17 protein-coding genes are annotated in these 22,141 nt (G+C 38.1%); 15 read left to right on the top strand and 2 right to left on the bottom strand.

What is annotated here, in order from left to right; all coding sequences use genetic code 11:
• Nucleotides 1–131: 131 nt before the first annotated feature.
• From KI375_RS01620 to KI375_RS01610, 3 genes are all read left to right on the top strand, one after another.
• Entirely contained in the window at nucleotides 132–1,019 is an 888-nt protein-coding gene (locus KI375_RS01620; RefSeq protein ID WP_212971796.1) for a MurR/RpiR family transcriptional regulator, read from the top strand.
• Between the two features lie 122 nt (nucleotides 1,020–1,141).
• A complete protein-coding gene (locus tag KI375_RS01615) occupies nucleotides 1,142–1,414 on the top strand; it encodes a hypothetical protein (protein ID WP_212971795.1) in 273 nt (90 codons plus the stop codon).
• Nucleotides 1,415–1,980: 566 nt separating this feature from the next.
• Nucleotides 1,981–3,069 carry a PRK06851 family protein gene (locus tag KI375_RS01610; protein ID WP_212971794.1) on the top strand — a complete coding sequence of 363 codons (1,089 nt, stop codon included), beginning with the start codon at nucleotides 1,981–1,983 and terminating at the stop codon, nucleotides 3,067–3,069.
• Between the two features lie 57 nt (nucleotides 3,070–3,126).
• Here KI375_RS01610 and KI375_RS01605 read toward each other — a convergent pair whose 3' ends face one another.
• Complete coding sequence (locus KI375_RS01605; RefSeq protein WP_212971793.1) at nucleotides 3,127–3,801, bottom strand: hypothetical protein; 675 nt, start codon at nucleotides 3,799–3,801, stop codon at nucleotides 3,127–3,129.
• 30 nt (nucleotides 3,802–3,831) lie between these two features.
• Nucleotides 3,832–6,072 carry a helix-turn-helix domain-containing protein gene (locus KI375_RS01600; protein WP_212971792.1) on the bottom strand — a complete coding sequence of 747 codons (2,241 nt, stop codon included), beginning with the start codon at nucleotides 6,070–6,072 and terminating at the stop codon, nucleotides 3,832–3,834.
• A gap of 207 nt (nucleotides 6,073–6,279) precedes the next feature.
• On the opposite strand from KI375_RS01600, the gene KI375_RS01595 reads away from it, so the two are divergent.
• The 12 genes from KI375_RS01595 (at nucleotide 6,280) to KI375_RS01540 (ending at nucleotide 21,938) form a co-directional block, all read left to right on the top strand.
• On the top strand, nucleotides 6,280–7,251 hold the full coding sequence (locus tag KI375_RS01595) for an ABC transporter permease (protein ID WP_212971791.1): 972 nt from the start codon (nucleotides 6,280–6,282) through the stop codon (nucleotides 7,249–7,251).
• Nucleotides 7,252–7,266: 15 nt separating this feature from the next.
• A complete protein-coding gene (locus tag KI375_RS01590; protein ID WP_207446567.1) occupies nucleotides 7,267–8,148 on the top strand; it encodes a carbohydrate ABC transporter permease in 882 nt (293 codons plus the stop codon).
• A 45-nt stretch (nucleotides 8,149–8,193) separates the two neighbouring features.
• Nucleotides 8,194–9,783 (top strand): extracellular solute-binding protein, encoded by a 1,590-nt coding sequence (locus tag KI375_RS01585; RefSeq protein ID WP_212971790.1) that lies wholly within the window; start codon nucleotides 8,194–8,196, stop codon nucleotides 9,781–9,783.
• Nucleotides 9,784–9,961: 178 nt separating this feature from the next.
• Nucleotides 9,962–10,678, top strand: a complete 717-nt coding sequence (locus KI375_RS01580; protein WP_244852163.1) for a GntR family transcriptional regulator — start codon at nucleotides 9,962–9,964, stop codon at nucleotides 10,676–10,678.
• A gap of 60 nt (nucleotides 10,679–10,738) precedes the next feature.
• Nucleotides 10,739–11,899, top strand: coding sequence for an SIS domain-containing protein (locus tag KI375_RS01575; RefSeq protein ID WP_212971789.1), 1,161 nt, complete (start codon nucleotides 10,739–10,741; stop codon nucleotides 11,897–11,899).
• A 1-nt stretch (nucleotide 11,900) separates the two neighbouring features.
• Nucleotides 11,901–12,752, top strand: coding sequence for a tagatose-bisphosphate aldolase subunit GatY (gatY, locus tag KI375_RS01570; RefSeq protein WP_212971788.1), 852 nt, complete (start codon nucleotides 11,901–11,903; stop codon nucleotides 12,750–12,752).
• Nucleotides 12,753–12,761: 9 nt separating this feature from the next.
• Nucleotides 12,762–13,700, top strand: coding sequence for a 1-phosphofructokinase (gene pfkB, locus KI375_RS01565; RefSeq protein WP_212971787.1), 939 nt, complete (start codon nucleotides 12,762–12,764; stop codon nucleotides 13,698–13,700).
• A gap of 105 nt (nucleotides 13,701–13,805) precedes the next feature.
• Complete coding sequence (locus KI375_RS01560; protein WP_212971786.1) at nucleotides 13,806–15,455, top strand: DUF4091 domain-containing protein; 1,650 nt, start codon at nucleotides 13,806–13,808, stop codon at nucleotides 15,453–15,455.
• Nucleotides 15,456–15,564: 109 nt separating this feature from the next.
• On the top strand, nucleotides 15,565–16,731 hold the full coding sequence (locus KI375_RS01555; RefSeq protein WP_212971785.1) for a Gfo/Idh/MocA family protein: 1,167 nt from the start codon (nucleotides 15,565–15,567) through the stop codon (nucleotides 16,729–16,731).
• A 184-nt stretch (nucleotides 16,732–16,915) separates the two neighbouring features.
• Nucleotides 16,916–18,142, top strand: a complete 1,227-nt coding sequence (locus KI375_RS01550) for an MFS transporter (RefSeq protein ID WP_212971784.1) — start codon at nucleotides 16,916–16,918, stop codon at nucleotides 18,140–18,142.
• An 819-nt stretch (nucleotides 18,143–18,961) separates the two neighbouring features.
• Nucleotides 18,962–20,275, top strand: a complete 1,314-nt coding sequence (locus KI375_RS01545) for an ABC transporter substrate-binding protein (RefSeq protein WP_212971783.1) — start codon at nucleotides 18,962–18,964, stop codon at nucleotides 20,273–20,275.
• 286 nt (nucleotides 20,276–20,561) lie between these two features.
• Complete coding sequence (locus KI375_RS01540; RefSeq protein ID WP_212971782.1) at nucleotides 20,562–21,938, top strand: ABC transporter substrate-binding protein; 1,377 nt, start codon at nucleotides 20,562–20,564, stop codon at nucleotides 21,936–21,938.
• Nucleotides 21,939–22,141 lie beyond the last annotated feature (203 nt).

The following is a 22,141-nucleotide window of genomic DNA, read 5'->3' as shown; positions in this document are numbered from 1 at the left end:
AAAACCTCAACTGATGGCAGTCTTGGTTTATCTGGTCGAGCAAATCGTAGTTGCCAGAAAAGGAGAGAAAATGGTAGGATCTTGTATATACAGTCTTTGTGAGGAAAAAAATTGAGTTAGGGTTGAATGCCATGTCATATGCAACAGGTGGATTAGTAATGCTTTCTGAAATGCTTGCAAAATTGCCCCCTTCAGAAAGAAAAATTGCTTCATATATGTTGGAAAATCCTAGAGAGTCCATTTCTTTGACAGCAAGTGAATTAGGGAAGAGGAGTTCTACTAGTAGTGCAGCGGTGATTCGGTTATGTAAATCCCTCGATTTAACAGGCTTACAAGAATTAAAGTTACGCATAGCCGGAGATTTACAGAAAGAACCAACTTCAGAATTCCGAGACATCGAACCGAATGAATCTATGTACTCCATTATTGAAAAAATGACATCAAATAGTATCCAAACACTAAAAGAAACAGCTGAACTGTTAAGTCCAGAAGAACTATCTAAAGCGATCAAAGCCATTGAGGGTGCATCAACGATTCATCTCTTTGGGGTAGGTGCTTCCTTTATCAGTGCAGAGGATGCTCAACAGAAATTTCTAAGAATTAATAAAAATGCTCTTGCTTTTAATGATCTGCATATGGCCGCTACCGTTGTAGCCAATGCGGGAAAAAACGATGTTGTCATAGGTATTTCTTTTTCAGGTGGTACCCATGAAGTGGCAAAAATTCTGGAATTGGCAAATAAACAAGGGGCAACAACCATTAGTTTGACAAAATATGGTTCATCGATTGTCTCAGAACAGGCAGATATACGCCTGTACATTTCAGCAACAAAGGAGCCTACTTTCCGAAGTGGCGCTACCTCATCTCGAATTGCCCAACTTCATGCAATCGATATCTTATTTATGTGTGTCGCCTCCCAGCAATATAAAGAAGCGATCGCCTCTATTGATGAAACAAGGGAAGCAATTGATTTTATAAAAAAAGGTCAACCTTCCCGCACACGGAAGAGAGAAGAATAAAGACATCACTGGAAAGCACAAAGTCAAAACGGATGTTGGTGTTGGGTCTAACCTCTCGAGACCAAATAACCCCAAATCTGCGAAGGGCGATCTATTCCTTCTCAGATTTGGGGTTATTTGACTTGTTGGAGTATATCAAGAAAGGAGAAAAGTGGTTTGTAGAAGGTTCTATGAACACAAAAGCAGGATGGAACGCGGAAAAGTGGTTTGTAGAAGGTTCTATGAACACAAAAGCAGGATGGAACGCGGAAAAGTGGTTTGTAGAAGGTTCTATGAACACAAAAACAGGATGGAACGCGGAAAAGTGGTACGTAGAAGGTTCTATGAACACAAAAGCAGGATGGAACGCGGAAAAGTGGTACGTAGAAGGTTCTATGGACCCAAAAGCAGGATAAAACGCAGAAAAGTGGTTTGTAGAAGGTTCTATGGATCCAAAAGCAGGATAAAACGCAGAAAAATGGTACGTAGAAGGTTCTATGCGCACAAAATCAGGATAAAACGCGGAAAAGTGGTACGTAGAAGGCGCTATGCGCACAAAATCAGGTTGAAATGCAGAAAAGTGGTTTGTAGAAGGTTCTATGCGCACAAAATCAGGTTGAAATGCAGAAAAGTGGTACGTAGAAGGTTCTATGCGCGCAAAATCAGGATAAAACGCAGGAAAAGGAGTTCATAGATCAAATTTCAGTACCTAGCAAACTTTGCTTACTCAAATTACGTAACTCATTATTTATTCGTTTTCCAAGTCTCTAACTAAGGACAGCGGAGAATGGGGCACGCAGTAGTGAAATCCAATGGCGTGTTTTACAAGGTTGTGTCCTTTAAACTGTTGACCCTCCTGTTTTTTACCTATGACCTATCACTAATTTGCCGGCTGATGAGAAAAAGTTCTAAGGTGAATGTCAGAATTACATTTTATTGCATAGGCTAGAGTGGAGGAAGCTCATCAGAAGGAGATGATGAAATGAGCGGAAATATTTTGCACTATTTTGCAGGGGGGAATACGGCCAAGGGTTTCTACAGTCTATACGATTCAAATTTGGCGAATGTCGAGAGGGTTTTATTATTGACTGGGAAATCACAAAATGAAAAATCGGCGATCATGGAACAGCTTGTAAATAAATGGAAAGATCAAGCAAGTTTGATTGAGATCATTCACCGAGCAAACCATCCTGATCAGGTCGAAGGTTTTATTATTCGTGAGGAAGGCTTTGCGATGATTGATGCAGATCCGCCTCGTATAATAGGTGAAGAGTGTGTTGGACCTCAATGGGAAACCATTGATCTTGAGCAAGAAGAGAGTACAGTAAAATTAGAAGAAAATAAAGAAATAATAGATTCCTTACATGGAAAAATAAGTGAACATTATGCAAAAACATATGCGGCATATGAAAAAGCTCTTCGTATACATGATGATTGGGAAGACATTTATATTGGAAAAATGGACTTCACTAAAGCTAATCAAGTAACAAAAGATCTTCTGACCACTCTATTTCAAGATGCGAAAAATATAACCACTAAAAAACCGACGATATTACGGCGTTTCTTAGGAGCAGCAACACCAGTAGGAGCTGTTGATTTTGTAGATAATATTACCGCAGGTTTGCAAAAACGCTATTTTCTGAAAGGAAGAGCGGGAACAGGAAAATCAACTTTACTAAAAAAAGTTGTCGCAGAAGCCGAAAAACGCGGGTATGATATAGAGATTTATCATTGTGGGTTTGATCCAGAAAGTCTTGATATGGTTCTAATCCGGGAACTAGGTTGGGCGGTTTTTGATAGTACGGCCCCGCATGAATATTTTCCTGATCGTCTTGGAGACTCGATCATTGATATGTATGAACTTGCTATCACACCGGGAACAGATGAGGCTTTTGCAGAGGAAATTGCCCATATTGAAGGAAAGTATCGGGAACAGATGCAGCGAGGGAAACAGCATTTGGCAGAGGCAAAGGAATTACAAGATCAGTTAGAAGATTTATATGCCAAATGCATCGATCGTTCACGCAGCAATAATATTTACCACGAATTAGAGCAAACTTTATCATTATAGTGAAATGGAAAAGGGGCGTTTTGACTAAGCAAAAGAGTCAAAACGCCCCAACTTGTATTACTGTATTAATAATAATAAGTCTTCAGCTGGATCAGCAATTTGCTCCTCTTTTAAATCATGTAAATCAACACTGACAATATAATGAACGTCATCGATTGTCGCAATATGCAAGCTGATATCTTGAAAGTGAGAACCAAAATAAAGGGAAATCTTCTCCTCTATCTCTATTGTCCACTTGATAAATGGAGTAGGGATTATAATAAATGCCTTACCATACCTGTTTTTCAAAAAGGAATGTTTTCTAATTAGCTGGTTTAGAAATAAGCTTGACTTGAATGGGACACTCTTTGTTGTGTTTATTTTTTTAGGTTGGAGATATCCAGATTTTGGCTTTTTTATTATTAGAATTTCTTGTTGTTCCAAGGAATCAATAATATGGATATATGAATCATCTAAAAGTTTATTCCTATAACTATAATCAAATTCTTGCAAAATTGTCTTCTTCAGATCGAATAATTTTAAAAAGAACTCTCTATTTTCCTGCTTTGTTAAGTGGACTTCTTCAAATAGTTGCTCAAAATAGCCGAAATCAAATTGAGCAGCTTCTTTTTCATTCATATGATAGCTTATATTGAAATGATAAACATAGTCACTTCTGTTAATATTGCATTTTTGCTGTAAGTACAATTGAAACATATCGTTTAACAGCAATGGTTTATAGCTTTTTATCATTATATCTCTCCTCGTGCAATGTTTTAGAGGCTAGGATATCTCATTTTCAGTGTGTGAATGTGTTTTCCGATATTGACTGGGTGTTAAGCCCGTATGCTTTTTAAACATCCTGTTAAATGAATTTAAGTTTTGGTAGCCTACTTTACTAGCAATTTCATTGATCCTTAAATTGGTTTCAGTTAAGTGCATTATCGCCTTTTCGATCCGAACTTGATTGACATAATCCAAAAAATTAATTGCCGTTTTTTCTTTAAAGTAGGTGGATAAATATCCGCCGGAGATATTCATTTGCTTTGCTACGGTGTCTAAGGTTAACTCACTAGCATAATTCATTTGAATATAGTTTTTGACACTAGCGATTACATCATGTTGTTCATTCTTAGATTGTTTTATTTGATCGCAGGCCTCATGGATAAGCTGATGAAAATAGACTTGTAATTTCTGTGCAGAATAGATAAATGAATCCTCTATTGTACGTAAAGCATCTGCATGAAGATGAAGACTTTGTATAATTTGAAGAGTTTCTTGAAAAACTGCTTCTTTTAATTTCATGTAACTAACCGTTGGGGCTGCTTTTTTCTCCATCTTTTCAATCATCTGATCTAGTAAACGCGTGACCTCCTCAGCATTCCCTTCCTTCAAATGGGTATGAAGTTGCTTTCTATAGGAAGTTGATAGGGAATATTCCTTCGGAAGTTGCCCCGTTTCATAGCAAAGAGTGGTTTCACTATGGAATGGGCGATATTTGGAAACCTCTTGAACTTTTTCATAGGCAGTGGTAAGCTCTGCTGCTTGAGTATGAAGTGAGCTCACTGTCATCGTAAGGAAATAATAATCTTTGTCTCCTTGAGCAGCCTGCTGAATAGTTTCCAATATCTCACTTAGCTTATTTTCATGATTATAAAAATAAATAATTGAAAGAATCTCATTTCTTTCAATTTGAAAGGTGTAGACAGATTTTTGAAAAACATTCGTCATCATGATCTTTACATATTCCATTAAAGATTGAATCGTCTTCCCTTCATCTAGCTCCTCATAAAAAAACTGTTCCTTAAAGGTTGGCTGTATAAGGACAATGCGATAAGGTTGTTTCTTTTCTTCGAGTTCTTTCAACTCTTGAAAATCCGCGTGCATTTTTTTCATCATATTAATATAGGCATAATACCGAAGGAGTGTTCTTTTTTCTGTTAAATCCTCGTGTATTTCTTTATTCGTTTCCAATAGTAACTGGACATGCTCCTGAATGAGCTCAAATTCATTTATATGTTTTAAAGATAAACTGCTTTCATTGGATGGCTTCATTAATTCAAAGATTCGTCTTACTGGATTATTAAACTTTTTGGTAAAGAAATAAGAGACACTAATCGCGATCAGTAAAGTCACAAATAAAATGATTGATAATGTAATATTCATCCTCGAGATATGAGATAGAATTTTAGCTGCTGGTATAACGTTTACATAGGTGAATTCATGATCTAAACCTTTCGAATAAAAATAATAGTTCTTGTTCCATTTGATCCAATCCTTGTCAGATGGAAGGGAGGGAATAGTTCCATCTTGAATGGATGAAGAGGTAAATAAGGGAGCCTCTTTATCATCAAGAATAAGGAAGTGATGATTGATCGATTGATGAAAGTCATCAATCATTCGATCAATGTCTAGGAAACCGATCATAATGATATCTGGCATCAGCTTGTTTTTTACAACGATTGGGATAACGGTTTTATTTTTTCGGAAAACGGGATCGTCCTTTTTCGTAAAAGTAGCGGTCTGGTAAAATTTAGTCCCATTTAAATCCTTGAACTGTGTTTTCCAGAAATCATAAGGATAAGCATCACTAGAATAGAAGTCAGTAAAGACTTTATTAGGTGAGGCTCCCCGGCCTTGTCCAAATACCATGTTATGGTTCCGGTCCCATAATAATAGATTGTCAAAGTATAATGAGTCATCTGTTTGGAGATTGAATAAATCCTTAATTATTTGGTTGGCCGCTGCGTAGTCTAATTCCTCGTTAGACAATGTCTTTAAATCATCTTGTAAATAAAAGCGGGTCATGCTGTTGTACGCTTTATTAAAATGATGTTCAAAGTCTTTTGTGGTGCGAATTAAATTATTCGTATTATAGACAATGATTTCCTGTTGAATCGCTCTCTTAAAATAACTAAAAGAGAGGAGAGTAAAGGAGATAAATAATAATATGACCACCATAAAACTCGAGAATAATTTAAAAAAGATCGACTTTCTATTAAACCTCTGCAAGTAACGTTGCAATAGCATATCCCCCTATACTAGTCAATTTTACATAAACTTCACTATTTTTCAGATATATAGAAATGCGTGAACCTTTCTAAAAAGAGCCGATTGACGAAAGCTTGTCCTAATCATTACTATTTGTGTAAATATTCGACAAGCTTTTGAAAATTGTCGAAATTGAAAGATCAAATGCTCAACCAATTAAAAAGGAAGTGACATAAGTAAATGGAGAGTATTGAAAAAACAAGCGCAGAATCAATCGCCAAGCCTGAATTTATAGGAAGGCCACCTCAGAAAAACATTTGGAAAAGAATCTGGAAAGAACGGTACCTCACCTTGCTCCTTCTTCCAGGCCTCATTTATTTTATCGTGTATAAGTATATACCGATGGCTGGAAATATCATAGCCTTTCAAGATTATAGCGCCTTTAAGGGTTTCTTGGAAAGTGAGTGGGTAGGTTTACAGCATTTTAAAACGATCTTTGCTGATAAAGAAGTGATACGGGTCCTATGGAATACAATCTATCTATCATTCTTACAAATTGTTTTTGCATTTCCCATCTCTATTGTTTTGGCTTTGATGCTGAATGAAGTTCGAAGTAGTGTTTTTAAAAGGGTTGTACAATCTATCGTCTATCTCCCTCATTTTTTATCCTGGGTTGTCGTGATCGGAATTGTAACCGTTGTATTAAAGTCAAATGGTATTGTGAATTCCTTTTTAGGAAGCGTTTTCGGTATGGAGCCGATCGGATTTTTGCAAGAACCAGTTTGGTTTATGCCGCTTATTGTATTAGAGGTGATTTGGAAGGAATCTGGATGGGGAACCATTATTTTCTTAGCTGCTTTATCAGGCATAAGCCCAACATTATATGAGGCCGCATCTGTTGATGGGGCAGGGCGATTGCGGAAAATCTGGCATATTACATTACCGGCACTAAAAAGTACGATCATTATTTTGCTTATTTTACGACTGGGCGGTGTGTTGGATGTTGGATTTGAACAAATCTATCTGATGCTTACTCCATTCACAATGGAAGTAGGGAATGTCTTGGATACGTTTGTGTATTATAAGGGAATTCAAAACTCTGACTTTAGCTTTGCTACAGCAGTTGGCCTATTTAAATCGGTTGTTGGCTTTATCCTTATCGTTGGTGCTAATCGTCTAGCGAAGCGATTTGGTGAAGAAGGCGTTTACTAGAAAGGAAGTGATTACATGGAAGATCGTACACTATTAAGCAGAATTGGCGATGGGATAAACATCTTTTTCCTTATTCTCATTGCAGCAGCCATGCTATTTCCGTTTTATTATATGTTTGTTGTGTCATTTGCCACTTATGAAGAGTTTGTCAATACAGATTTATTACTTTTTCCAAAAGAATGGGTGTTAGATGCCTACGAATATATTTTGAGCTCGAAGGAATTTATGCGTTCTTTGTGGGTGACCATTTATGTGACCGTCATTGGTACCTTTGTAAGTTTATTGATTACAGCCATGATGGCTTATGCCCTTTCTCGTAATATATTAGGGCAGAAAGTTTATTTGTTTCTAATTCTCTTTACTTTTGTGTTTAGTGCTGGAATGATTCCAAACTATATGATTGTTCAAGCCACAGGTTTAATGGATTCTTTATGGGCCTTAATTATCCCGACAGCGATCAATGCGTTTAATTTAATCGTGATGCGACAGTTTTTCCTTAACTTACCGAATGATCTAACAGAGGCAGCAATTATTGATGGTGCCAATGATCTGCAAATTTTTATCAAGCTCATGCTGCCATTATCGAAGCCTGCTTTAGCTGCATTTGGATTATTCTATGCTGTTGGTTTGTGGAACTCATATTTTACGGCCTTGCTTTATTTAAGTGAACCAGCTAAATGGACAGTACAGGTGGTATTAAGACAGATTGTGATTTTGAATCAAGCAAGTAATATTTTAGATCCTGCCATGAATGTAGGAGATGGAAAAAATCCTCCTCCAGCAGAAACTATTGGCATGGCAGCAATCTTAATTTCAACAATTCCAATATTATTAGTCTATCCATTTCTACAAAAACATTTTGCAAAAGGGGTGATGCTCGGCTCAGTCAAAGAATAGTGCAAGGAAATGGATGACAATGAAAACATAAGGAGGAAGATGTGCATGAAAAAATATCTATCTATTTTCATTTCAGTGTTGCTTTTAGTAGGTGTCTTAAGTGCTTGTTCATCAGGAAAAAAGAAATCTGGTTCTTCCGCAAGCAAAGATGGGGAAGTGGCGATTTCTTGGTTTGATGGTACTTGGGAAAGACCAGTACCTGAACCAAATAGTGAAGGTGTAAAGAAGTTAAATGAAAAGTTTGATGTGAATTTCAAACCACAATATATTCCTTGGGATACATATGAAGAAAAATTATCTGTTAAGATGGCTTCCGGTGATATCCCTGATGTAGTAGGAACAGAAGGACCAGATGTGAATTTTATGAAATGGGCAGGTCAAGGGGCGTTCCTTCCGTTAAATGATTATATTGATAAGTATGAAAGACTTTCTGTCATTCCTGAGCAGGTATGGGACGCGGTAAGTCTAGATGGAAATGTTTATGGTATTCCTGTTTGGTTTCCACCAAATGGAGGCAAGAAACCACTTATTCGTCAAGACTGGTTAGATAATCTCGGGCTTGAGATGCCGACTAATTATGAAGAGCTAAAAGAGGTCGCAATCGCCTTTGCAACGGAGGACCCAGATGGGAATGGAAAAGATGATACAGTCGGACTTGGATTGGCGAAGGATATCGTGTACGATCCAGCGATGGGCACATATTGGAGTTCAAGCAGCTGGTATCATAAAAATGACGAGGGCCAATTAATTCCTGGATGGATTTCTGAAGGGAATAAAGACAAAATTACCTTTTTACATGAGCTTTCTGAAGCAGGAGCGCTTGATAAGGATTGGGCAGTCAAACCTTATAGTGATGTTTTCAAAGATTTTAATGCCAATAAAGTAGGCATTTGGTATGAACAGCCTGGAATTGAAAAAGGGGCACAACCGATTAATTTAGATATTCCGACGCTGAGAAAGACCGCACCAGAAGCTGATGTTGTGCCGATTCCAGCCTTTGAGGCACCGGATGGAAGTCGGGGAATTTCCTCTGCGTCTCCATTTTATCGAATGTGGTCCATAAGTGCAGATTTAAAAGATGATCCAGAAAAGGTTGAAAAAATATTAGAAATGATCGATTATATGCAAATATATGTGGCAGCTGAAGACCAGACGCCTGATAACGAATACTTTGACTGGAGCTGGGGTGGAGAAGGAAAAGGCTATGAAATAGTCGATGGTGTCCCGCAGAAAACAGAAGAGTATCCTAAATATGCTCCACTCGCTTATATTCCAAAAGAAAGTGGATGGACAGAAGACAATAAATCAATGGAAGAATATGCTACACACTCGAAAGCTGAGGAAGCAAAGGAATTCAATAAAAAGTTGGTTGAGGTGTTAAACGAAACAGATCAATATGTAAGTCCAATGAATCGAATTCACTCCGAAGTCTACAATAATAAAATGTCTGAATTAAATGAGTTTGCAACAAATGAATTAACAAAAATGATCGTAGGGCAAAGACCGGTTGCTGATTGGGACCAATTCGTAGATGAGTATTTGGCACGTGGTGGACAAGAGGTCATTGATGATGTGAACACAATAATAGATGAAGCAGGTATCGAAGGAGAATGGGAAAAGGCAAATAAGGAATAAAAATACATCATTTAAGATACCCCTACCCAATAGGAAACCATCGAGGTAGGGGATCTTTGTTTCACAACTAAACTTAAAAAACAAATATATATATTCCCCTATTATTATTCTCCATAACATGTTAAAATGAACTAACTGGTAATGACCACGTGATGTGGTACAATGAAGGAGAATCATAATGCAGAAAGACAATCGATTGCCCTTATATTATCAATTAATGGATATCCTTGTAGGAAAGATTGAATCAGGTGATTTAAAAGAGCATGATCGCCTCCCGTCAGAGCGAGAGTTATGCGAGATGTATGATGTCAGTCGTACAACGGTTAGACAAGCTATGCAGGAGCTCGAGAAGGAACATTTCATTTATAAACAGCATGGGAAAGGGACGTTTGTCTCTCCGAAAATTATCGATCAAAGTCTGGTTAAGTTTTACAGCTTTACCGAAGAAATGAAAAAAATTAATAAAGTCCCCTCTACAAAAGTTTTGGCCTTTGAAAAGGTTGATTGTGAGGGAAAGTTGGCAATCAAGATGAGGTTGCCAGAAGGGGAGAAAATCTATAAAGTTACACGTCTTAGATTAGCAGATGGTATCCCCATGCTTTATGAAATCTCTTATCTCCCAGTAAGTAAGTTCCCAGATTTACAAGAAGAAACATTAAAGAAACAACCTATGTATACCATTTTCCGCGATTTATATCATGTTCAATTAACAAAAGCGAATGAACGCTTCCGAGCAGTACCTACGACAAAGGAGGAAGCAGAGCTTTTGCAAATTAGCCAGGATGAGCCTAGTTTATTAATTGAAAGGCTCACCTTTGAACATGAGATGGTTGTAGAGTATACATCTACGATCGCGAGAGGGGATAAATTTACCTACTCAGTAGAGCTAAACTAACACTGAGTAGTGTTAGCATTATCTGGTCATGACAACATTACATGAGAGGAAGGATATGAATTGAGTAATTATTCTAAAGAAATACCCCACACGAGAAGGGAAATTGAACAGCAGCCAGAGCTATGGGTAAAAACAGTCAAGCAATTGTCTGAGGAAAAGGAGAAAATGGAGCAATTTCTCCATGCCATTGAAAAAAAGCATTCACATGCACGTGTTATTTTTACAGGTGCAGGGACTAGCGCCTTTATTGGGGAAACTATTTATCCATATGTCAGAAGAGCGATCAGAAATAAGGGGTGGGAGTCTGAGGCTATTTCCACAACGAATTTAACTGCCAATCCGTATTTATTTTTAGATAAAGAGATTCCAACCATTATGGTTTCTTTTGCTCGTTCGGGCAACAGTCCAGAGAGTGTGGCTGCAGTGGAATTAGCAGAAAGGCTTGTCGATGAGTTCTATGAGATTACGATTACGTGTAATCAAGATGGAGCACTCGCGAAAAGGAAACAAGGGGAAGATCGCCAACTTGTTCTTATTCTTCCTGAAGAATCGAATGATAAGGGATTAGCGATGACAAGCAGTTATTCCACAATGGTTTTGACAGCTTTATACTTATTCAGTGAAGATAAAACGAGTTTTGCAGAGACGATATTGGCTGTTTCTTCTGCAGGAAAAGAAATGCTACAGGAATGTGCCGACCTTATTCCGAGATTGCTAGAAACAGAGTTTTCTCGAATTGTTTATCTTGGTTCAGGTGTATTCGAAGGATTATCAAGGGAGTCAGCATTGAAGTTTTTAGAGTTAACTGGAGGACGCTTCCCGACGATGTTTGATACATCCTTAGGTTTTCGTCATGGCCCCAAGTCGATTTTAAGTTCTGGTACAATGGTGGTTGTTTATGTATCTAACCATCCTTATACAAGAAAATATGACCTTGATATTTTGAAAGAAATCTATTCGATGGAAGAAAGAGGAAAGCTTGTCGTTATTTCTGGGAACCAAGATGCTGAAGTGGAAGAATATAGCGATTACCAAATCACAATTCCTCTAGCCGGTAAAGAAGATATTGCTCTTGCATTCCCGTATGTAATTTTCGCTCAGTTATTCGCTTATGAAACATCACTTCATAGTGGCATCTCACCAGATAATCCGTCCCCAACAGGTGTGATTAGTCGGGTTGTCCAAGGTGTTCAAATTTATCCTTTTGAGGGGGAAAACTAAGATGGTGAAATCAACAATGAATCTTTTTCAACGAGCTCAAGAAGGGAAATATGCCGTCCCTGCTTTCAATGTCCATAATTTGGAGATTACAAAGGCTGTTTTAGAAACGGCTCAGGAAATGCAATCCCCAGTCCTTTTGGCCGCGACACCTGGAACGGTTAAATATGTGGGAGAGGAATTTTTGATTGGCATAATGGAAGCAGCGAGAAAGAAGTATAGCATTCCGTTTGAGCTTCATTTAGACCATCATGAAAATGTAGATGATATTAAGAGAATGATTGATATGGGTGTAGGATCTGTGATGATTGATGCAAGTCATCATCCCTTTGAAGAGAACATTGCTATTGTCAAAGAGATTGTTGATTATGCTCAACCAAAGGGAGTACTTGTTGAAGCAGAGCTTGGTCGCTTAAGTGGAATCGAAGATGATATGAGTGTAGACGAGAAGGATGCAATCTATACAAATCCGGGCCAAGCGCAGGAATTTGTTGAGCGCACGGGTATTGATACTTTGGCAGTGGCGATTGGAACTGCACATGGTTTATATAAGGGTGAACCTAAATTAGACTTGGAGCGTTTGGGAGAAATTCGTGAGGTAGTAGATATTCCACTTGTTCTTCATGGCGCTTCTGGCATTCCGGACGCCTTGGTTCATGAAACGATTGGTTTGGGCATTTGCAAAGTGAATGTCGCGACAGAATTAAAGAACGCCTACGTTGCTGGATTAAGAAACTATTTATCCGCTCATACCACTGAAAATGATCCACGCAAATATTTTAGCAAAGCCATTGCTGATCTTAAAAAAGTGGTTGAAAGTAAAATTCGAATGTGCCAAAGTGCACAGAAGGCGTAGGGGAAGACCATGATTGTGACGGTCACCTTAAACCCGGCAGTCGATATCGCCTATAAGGTGAACCATTTCCAAACTGGTCATGGTCACCGTGTAGAGCCTGGAAGTAAAACAGCAGGTGGCAAGGGCCTCAATGTCTCTCGTGTCTTAAAGAAATTAGGTGAAAGCCCTGTTTGTACTGGATTTTTAGGCGGAGGTAGTGGAGAGTGGATTGTTGATCAGCTTGGACAAGAAGAGCTTGATCATACTTTTATCGAAATAAAAGGTGAGACAAGAACTTGTCTTGCGATACTAGATGAAGAATCGGGGACACAAACAGAGTTAATGGAAAAGGGCCCAATTGTGTCAGAAGAGGAACAGGAAGAATTTGAGGAAGTTTTAAAAGAGCTAATGAGTGAAGCGGGGATGATCATTGCTTCGGGAAGCCTGGCCTCTGGTATTCCAGCTTCTTATTATCAGGCAATATGTGAATGGTCCCATACGGCAAACATCCCTGTTTTATTAGATACAAGTGGGGATGCTCTCACAAAAGGAATTGAGGGGAGACCATTTCTGATTAAGCCAAATAAAGAAGAACTCTGTAAATATATGAATAAAGCAGATTTAACGGTGAATGAGATGGTCGCTGCGGCTAAAAAAATATGTACCCAAGGTGTACAGTATGTCCTTGTATCACTTGGGAAGGAAGGGGCCTTTCTAGTAGGCAAAGATCTTTTCCTAAGGGCTGAGATTCCGACTGTCCAGGCTGTTAACGCTGTTGGTTCCGGTGATAGCATGGTGGCTGGAATGGCTTATGCATTACAGAAAAAATATTCACTTGAAGAGTGTCTGAAATGGGCTTGTGCATGTGGTACAGCCAATGCGATGGAGCAAGGAACTGGAACCATCCAGCCTCATATTGTGCAAGAATTAATGGGAAAAATCCAAATTATTCAAGAGGAAAAAGCGTAAAATCTTTTTCCTTTATGAAATATGTAAGCCATTACTTGATTAAAGTAGGGTGAGTAAATAGATGCCAGGGAACAAAATAAGTTCAAGTATAGGGGGAAAAAACAGATGTTGCAATTTCAATTGACAGATTCATTGGAAAAGGTCTTTCCAAAAAAACAACCACGGGTGTGGGAGAAAAAAAGAATCAGCCTTTTCCAAAGGGAGCAATATTCTTTTCAGATGGCCTACCAATATGAGGATGCAGAAGCCAAGGTGGTTCAACTCCAAGTAGAAGCTGGCGGAGTGGATATAACGCTTAGTCAGGTGAAAAAGGTACCTTCTGAACTACCAGCCTATCCGGATCGACATGATGACAATTATTTATCAATAGAACCAGGGTTATATCCTGACCTGCTAGAGCCAATTACAGACAATCAAATAGACTTAGAGACGGATGGCTGGAATGCAATATGGGTTGATATTCAGCCTGAACAACAAACTTCGGGAAATCAATCAATCAAGCTCAAAGTGCTCGACGGTACTGACTTGCTTTATGAAGCAGAGGTGGATATTCTCGTTCATCCTTATGAACTTCCTAAGCAAACGTTGATCCACACGGAGTGGTTTCATGCGGACTGCTTGGCTGATTATTATCAGGTTGACGTTTTCTCCGAGAAGCATTGGGAAGCGATCGAGAAGTTTATTCAAACTGCTGGAGAAAATGGTACCAATATGATCCTAACTCCTATCTTTACACCTCCGTTAGATACAGAAGTAGGGGGAGAAAGAACAACGATTCAATTAGTACAAATGGAGTATGAAAATGGAACATATACATTTGACTTTTCTTTATTAAAAAGATGGATAGAAATATGTGATCGCCATCAAATTGAGTATCTGGAAATCGCCCATCTCTTTACACAATGGGGAGCTGAATTTACACCAAAGATTGTAGTAAAGGAAGATGGAACTTTAACGAAAAAATTTGGTTGGCATGTAAAAGCTGATAGTGAAGAATATCGGGAGTTCCTCCACGCCTTTTTACCAGAATTAACAGCATTTTTGAAAGAAAATTGGCAACAGGATAAAGTCTATTTTCATATTTCAGATGAGCCGGGAGAAGCCCATCTATCCATGTACGCAAAGGCTAAAGAGATCGTCACACCATATTTAAAAGATTTTCATGTGCTCGATGCCCTTAGTAATTATCAATTTTATGAACAAGGCGTTGTGGCTAGGCCCGTTGTCGCCTCTAATCATATCGAGCCCTTTATAGAGCATCAGGTTCCAGGACTCTGGACGTATTATTGTTGTTCGCAAAATATCGATGTAAGTAACCGATTTATGGCCATGCCATCTGCACGAAATCGTGTTATCGCGACACAATTATTTAAATATGATATCGAAGGATTTTTGCAATGGGGATATAACTTCTATAATAGTCAATTTTCTAAAAAGGCCATTAATCCTTATGAAGTGACGGATGCGGGAAAGGGATTTCCTTCAGGTGATGCCTTTCTTGTATACCCGGGAGAAAATGGGGAGGCGTATCCTTCAATTCGTTTAAGAGTATTTTATCAAGCTTTGCAGGATTTACGGGCGTTTAACTGGCTTGCAGAATTAGAAGGAAAAGAAGAAGTTCTTCGTAAAATAGAGAAGCAAGGTGAAATTAGTTTTAAAAAATATCCACAAGAGTCTAGCTATCTATTTGATTTACGTGAAGAAGTGAATCAAGCAATTGGAAAAGCCTTAAATCGAGTGGAAAATGGAAGCTAAGCAGTGGCGGCTACTTATCTGGGCGTAATATATTTGTGAACTGCTTCCAAGCAGGAAGTTTTCAATATAGTTTTAAGTGCAGTTTTTTAAAAAAAGGGGAGTGAAAGGTTTGAAACAGGTAAGAATGGGAATCATTGGAGCGGGGTTAAGAAGTGGAATTGCCAAAAATTGGCACAACCCTAATGGAGAGTCAATTGTTGTAGCAGCAGCTGATGTGTCAGAAGAGAGATTGGAAAAGTTCAAGCAAGAAATTAATCCGGATGCATTTGTAACGACGGACTACCGTGAATTACTTAAGCAAGAGGATATTGATGCTGTCGCCGTTTTATCGCCTGACTTCTTACATGAAGAGCATGCTGTCGCTGCCTTGAAAGCAGGCAAGCATGTGTATTGTGAAAAGCCGCTGGCGATTACAGTGGAAGGCTGTGACCGGATTATTGAAACAGCGAATGAAACAGGAAAACATTTGATGGTTGGCTTTAATATGCGTTATATGAGCATGTTTCAAACAATGAAGGGGATTGTCGACTCCGGGGTTATCGGTGATATTAAAGCGGTGTGGGTACGTCATTTTGTTGGGTTTGGCGGTTACTTCTATTATCATGATTGGCACGGTTTGAGCCGAAATACAACCTCCCTGCTCTTGCAAAAGGGCTCTCATGATTTGGATGTCATTCATTGGATTACAGGAAAATATACCAAAAGAGTTTCAGCATTCGGAAGCCTTGATTTCTTTGGGGGAGATAAGCCGAATACTCTTACCTGTCCAGAATGTGATATCAAGGACACTTGCACAGAATATAGTCCCCATACATTGACGGAATGTGCTTTCCGTGAAGAAATCGATGTAGAAGATAATAATATGTTAATCATGGAGTTAGAAGGCGGCATTAAAGCTTCGTATTTACAGTGTCATTTTACTCCTGATTATCAACGAAACTATGTCTTTATTGGCACAAAAGGGAGAATGGAAAATTCCGAATTAGAAGGAAAAGTCTATGTGAAAACAAGAAAGTCAAATTCTTGGAATGAACTTAGTGACCAGACTTATGACATTAAAAAAGAGCAAGGCAGTCATGGCGGGGCAGACCCGAAAATTACCAAAGACTTCATCAATTTAGTTTTACACGATCAACAACCATTAACCTCTCCTGTTGCAGGAAGAATGAGTGTGGCGGTAGGCTGCGCGGCAACGGAATCAATTCGCTCAGGTGGCAAGGTTATGGAAATTACAAAGAGTCCTGCTATTAACGAGCTATTAGAGGAAAGTAAATAACGTTAGACTTTTAGTGGAGGTGTATTATACCCTCCACTAGTTGCTTTGTTATTAGGGGTATGACGAAAGCGATCACTCTTGATTGCTAAGAAGAGCCTCCCTTTTTTTAAAATAGCTTGTGCAATCCAGAGCTAACCGTTAAAATACTCTGTATTCATTCAATCTGGGGAGAGATAAACCAACTATGCATGAAAAAGCCGTGAATAAGAGTCCTGTCATTATTATCGCAATCATTACGGCGATCAGTATTCTTGGAAATGAAATGCTGTTAATTGTTATGCCCATTTATTGGGAGTTTTTTGGGTTAACCGCATTATGGCAGGTAGGAATTATTTTATCTATTAATCGGATTATTCGGATACCGATTAATTCCGTTGTGGGCTGGTGTTACCAAAGAATTAGCAAAAGGACTGGGGTACTGATCGCAGTAGTTCTAGCGATTATATCAACCTATTCATATGGGACTCTTAAAGGTTTTTGGCTTTTACTAATTATGCGAATCCTTTGGGGGATTTCTTGGTCTTTACTCCGTTTAGGCGGCTATTTGACCGTTCTTTCCTCAAGCAATCGACAAACGAGGGGACAATTAATCGGTCTTTACAACGGACTTTGGGGATTGGGGACACTTATTGGCATGTTGATTGGTGGTCTATTCGCCGACTTGATTGGTATCAAATGGATTACGACAATTTTTGCTATACTGGGCGTCTTGACTCTCCCCTTTGCCGTTCGATTTGTTCCAAATAGTTTAAGTGAAGTAGATACCAAACGTCCCACAGATGGAAAAGTGTCGATCTTAAAAAATAAACAGCAACTAAAAATATTATTTAATGGGTTGCTAGTCGCTTTGATTGTTTACGGCATATTCTTTTCAACGATTAGCAAGCTAATGGAATATCAAATGAATCAGAACTTTATCATTTTAGGCTTTTCTTTAGGAGCAGCAGCAGTTGCCGGAATTGTCCAATCCGTTAAATTGGGAACAGATCCCTTTACTGCTCCTTTAATTGGAAGATTGTCAGACGGAAAAATGGGGCGCATACCTATGCTTTTATTCGCTTATATCCTAGGCGCAATCCTTTTTGTATTTATCCCGTTATCAATGCCGTTCCCGCTTTTTTTAATCCTAATCTTTGCTTTTCAATTAGTAGCAACTATTTTTATTACAACAAGTGATTCTCTCGCAGCAGACGCAGCGAACGGCCCAGCTTCCGTTAAAATGATGACTCACTATACATTGGTTGTTGATCTTGGTTCTGCTTTAGGCCCATTAATTAGTTTTATCGTGTTGGATTTTATTGGAATTAAATGGCTGTATTGGATAACCAGTCTGTTATTATTCATCACCTTTATTTATTGGTCTATAACCCTACATTATCAAAAAAGGTCGAAGGTGGCAGAAACGTTCTAATTGCCTATTTAGCTAAACACCATAACCGCTCCTTTTCATTTTTACCTATTGACATAAATGAAAAGGAGCGGTTATAGTGTAATGGCAGACGAGTTTTCAGTATTTTTAAAATGTAAGCGCTGTATAAAATGGATGAGAGGTTGTTAAGGAAACCACTCTACAAAAAAGGGGGGATTCAATGGAAGAATTTATGAATTATGTGGTAATGATATCATGTTAAGTTTAATTAAATAATTGTAATTCTAAATTGCTGTGAGAAAACTAGTAAGCAGAAGGTTTCATCCTTTAGTTGAAACATAAGATTTATTATTGTGTTTATTTCTTGGTCACAAATCATCTCGTTCCTAACTAAATATGTGGCGTTTCTCAGCAGTACAAGTGGTGAACAGAAAGGAATCAAAAAAAGAAATTGGCTTTCATTTCTACAAATAGTACAAGTACAGGACTGCAAGAATCGTTTCGGTTGCCGATGGTCCAGATATTATTGTTGCAGTATTGGCATCAACCTTTGATCAGTTGTTTTTGTGAATTTTAGGAAGCGCTCACAAAATATTTAATTTGAGAAAATGCTATTGAGTTCTTATTTTAAGGAAGGGTATAGAGGAAAAGGCTAACCAACTGGTCATGACGTCATGTTTAGTAGGAAGCTATTTATGTTCAGAATAACTTTAAAATGGATGACTTCATTTAGATATTTGGATAAATATAAGAAATAGGACCCCTTAAAGGATAAAGGGAAGTCTTTAAAAGAAGCATGACCGATCATTATCGTTATATCAAGCTATAAAAATAAACTGGTGATGTATGGGGGATAGAACAATGAGGAAGAAAAATTATAGCTTCTTGTTTGTCACTGTAATTAGTTTATTATTGATATTTACGGCATGTTCGAATGATACAAAGAGAGTTACAAGTACAAGCACAAAAGGTGACGACAAGGGTGATGCTGAAAAAGTTGAGGAAGTAACCATAAGAGTAGCGATACCATTAAGTGAAGAATACTTTGATGGAAGATTCGACGAAGTTGATAAAAAGTTGGAAAATATTAAACTTGAGTACGTTCCTTATGGAAATTCAGCAGAATCTTTACAAGAGTTATTTTCGAAAAAGCAAAGTCCTGACATTATTATTGGTGATTATCCACCCATCAAAGAGCTCGACATTGGATATCCCCTCGATGATTTAATTGAACAACAAAATTTTGACTTGAGTGTTCTCGATCCCTCGTTAGTTTCTTTTATGCGTTCATTGGATGATGAAGGCAGAATGGTGGGTTTTCCTGATGGAACGTCATTTTACGGACTTTACTACAATAAAGATGTTTTCGATAAATTTGGAAAGGAATATCCAGACCCTGATGTTCCGATGACCTGGGGTGAGCTGTTGGAATTAACGAAAGAAATGACTGGAGAATTGGGTGGCGATCAATATATTGGTCTTCAAGAGGGGCCTTCAGGTGCACTGGGTGAACTAGCTGCACGAAGTACTGACCCAGATACAGGAGAAGTTTTAGTAGAAAATGGCCCGGAGTTTAAGAAATACTTTGATTTACTGGAAGCCTATTACAACATTCCTGAGATAGATAGTCCTAATCTATCTGACAACCCATTTGTTGAAGAAAGGACAGCGGCGATGTATATCGGAACAAACAACTACTTTGCCTGGGGATGGGGAAATCCAGATCCAGAGGTAATTAAAAGCATTGATTTAGCACCAGTCCCAGTATGGGAAGATCAACCAAATACAACACCTGCTAAAAATGCATGGCCAATGGTCATTGCCAATTATAGTGAGTATAAAGAAGAAGCCTTTCAAGTGTTGACAACCTATTTAGATTCCGAAATTCAAATTGGAATGGCTAAAACAATGATGCTGCAAACGCCTTTAGTAGATCCTGAAGTACTCAAATATTATGGATCGGATGTCCCTGCATATGAAGGGAAAAATATCGAAGCATACTTTTTTGGTGAAGCAGCTCAGTATGAAGGTAGACAGAGTAATTGGGATGATTATGTTGATATTGACGAAGCGGAAAGAAAAATTAGGGAAGATAAAGTTGATGTTGTTACAGTTCTAAGAGAATTAGTTGAAGAGTCGGAAGGGAAAATTAAAAGCGCAATGGCAGAGAAATAAACTACCTATATAGCTTATGTGGTAGTGACATCATGTTAAGTAGAAAAGAGGATTGGACTTCTTTAAATTTAACCTTTTTATTGTTTCAGTCTTAATTCAGTGAGGGAAAGTGCTAGCATAAGAGGTCATTTGTATTTTGAATTTTGGTATTCCTAAGCATTTAGCATTTTCATTATATATGAAATGGAATGTTCCGTTGGTGTGAAAGAAGTTTGCTGTAGGGCACTGATCTATTAGGTCAGAAGATGAATAATATCCATTTATTAAAAAGGGGGCATCATTTGTCGTGTGGATAAAAATTTTTCGGATAAAAAAACTTTGGATGGTCAGTCTTTTATTCATATTGTTTTTCGGTACAGCTTGCAGTAAAGAAGGGAATGGATCTGCGGATGCATCTGAACCAAATACGAATAATGATACAGAGGCGGAAGAAGTTCCTGAAATTGATATGGATCAACCGATTACCTTAAAAATCAATGATTGGCGGGGAGAAGAGGTGTTCAACGAGGCTATTAAAGAGCCTGTTGAGGAAGCATTTCCAAATGTGACATTGGAACTTATCCCAATTATGCCTTATAAAAGTAGTTTTGAAGAGGAATTTGCGAGCAATAATATTCCTGATATTGTAATGGGACCTGATTTTCGTTACATTCCTGTTATAAAGGATGTTGAGCTTGCGTATGATATGACGGAGTTGATCGAAAAATACGGTTTTGAAAATATTGAGCGTTTTGATCAAAATTTCCTTGATCAAATCCGCGCTTTTTCAGAGAGTAAAGAGGAACTGTGGGGAATTCCTTATATGCACAATAAGGCTGCCTTGCACTATAATAAAGATATTTTTGATTTATTCAGTGTCGATTATCCAACTGATGATATGACTTATGATGAGATAATTGAGCTTGCTGCTAAAGTAACAGGAGAAAGAAATGGTACTTATTATACTGGAATGGTGATGCCGTCGGCGGATCGCTATTTATTTCCGCCTTTAGGTATTACATTAGTGAATCCTGATACAGATGAACCCCAATTCAGCACCATTCCGGAAATAAAAGATATTTTGGAGACTTATAAAAAAGTAAATGAATTCCAAGAAGGGGATCCACTTCATGGGGATGATGCGATTGATCAATTTATTGCAGAACAAACATTAGCCATGGTTCCAATGTATTTCCTTGGACTAGATTGGACAGGACTACTCGAAGCACAGGAACAGGGAATGAATTGGGATATTGTCACATTTCCCAAATGGAAGGAACAAGGCGATGTATCCGCATTTTCAGACGGTTATTGGGTAGGAGTTACTTCAGCAAGTGAACACAAAGAACAGGCTTTTAAAGTGATCGAATTTTTATTAAGCGATGAACAGGTGGCCCATAAGATACGTTATCCAGAGGAATCAGTCTATACGGATGAACAATTTTTCTCGATGTCTGAAGATCTTCGTAATCCTTTATTAGCAGACCAAAACATGGAATCCCTATATAAATATCCTGCACCCCCAGCGCCAGATGGCCGGTCTAAATATGAAGAAATTGCGAAGACGGTTTTAAGCGAACAATTGAATGAGTTTTTAATATCAGATAAAGATGTCAATACCTTTTTACGAGAACTTCAGGAAGAAACGGAAAATCGAATAAAAGATGCAAAAGCTCAACAATAAATATAAAAATAGACAGTTAGTTTATTGAACGAAGGAGATTTTTGATCCTTCTTTTTTTTGCTGAACATGTCCTTTATGTATGGACATTTTTTATTTAAGTGGTATATTATGTGTATAAGACAATATTCATTAGTGTTAATTGTGTTTTTGGAGAGTACACATGTATTTTTAGTAGGGTGGAAGAGAAATGAAAAATGAACAAT

Source organism: Bacillus sp. J14TS2 (genome assembly GCF_018333015.1).
Classification (GTDB): Bacteria; Bacillota; Bacilli; order Bacillales; family Bacillaceae_C; genus Lederbergia.
This window is presented reverse-complemented; position numbering and strand designations above follow the sequence as displayed.

Excerpts from the sequence above, each read along its gene's own strand:
- KI375_RS01545 (WP_212971783.1), top strand. The coding sequence starts at position 18,962 with ATGAGGAAGAAAAATTATAGCTTCTTGTTTGTCACTGTAATTAGTTTA.
- KI375_RS01550 (WP_212971784.1), top strand. The coding sequence starts at position 16,916 with ATGCATGAAAAAGCCGTGAATAAGAGTCCTGTCATTATTATCGCAATC.
- gatY (WP_212971788.1), top strand. The coding sequence starts at position 11,901 with ATGGTGAAATCAACAATGAATCTTTTTCAACGAGCTCAAGAAGGGAAA.
- KI375_RS01560 (WP_212971786.1), top strand. The coding sequence starts at position 13,806 with ATGTTGCAATTTCAATTGACAGATTCATTGGAAAAGGTCTTTCCAAAA.
- KI375_RS01620 (WP_212971796.1), top strand. The coding sequence starts at position 132 with ATGTCATATGCAACAGGTGGATTAGTAATGCTTTCTGAAATGCTTGCA.
- KI375_RS01595 (WP_212971791.1), top strand. The coding sequence starts at position 6,280 with ATGGAGAGTATTGAAAAAACAAGCGCAGAATCAATCGCCAAGCCTGAA.
- pfkB (WP_212971787.1), top strand. The coding sequence starts at position 12,762 with ATGATTGTGACGGTCACCTTAAACCCGGCAGTCGATATCGCCTATAAG.
- KI375_RS01610 (WP_212971794.1), top strand. The coding sequence starts at position 1,981 with ATGAGCGGAAATATTTTGCACTATTTTGCAGGGGGGAATACGGCCAAG.
- KI375_RS01590 (WP_207446567.1), top strand. The coding sequence starts at position 7,267 with ATGGAAGATCGTACACTATTAAGCAGAATTGGCGATGGGATAAACATC.
- KI375_RS01580 (WP_244852163.1), top strand. The coding sequence starts at position 9,962 with ATGCAGAAAGACAATCGATTGCCCTTATATTATCAATTAATGGATATC.
- KI375_RS01605 (WP_212971793.1), bottom strand. The coding sequence starts at position 3,801 with ATGATAAAAAGCTATAAACCATTGCTGTTAAACGATATGTTTCAATTG.
- KI375_RS01585 (WP_212971790.1), top strand. The coding sequence starts at position 8,194 with ATGAAAAAATATCTATCTATTTTCATTTCAGTGTTGCTTTTAGTAGGT.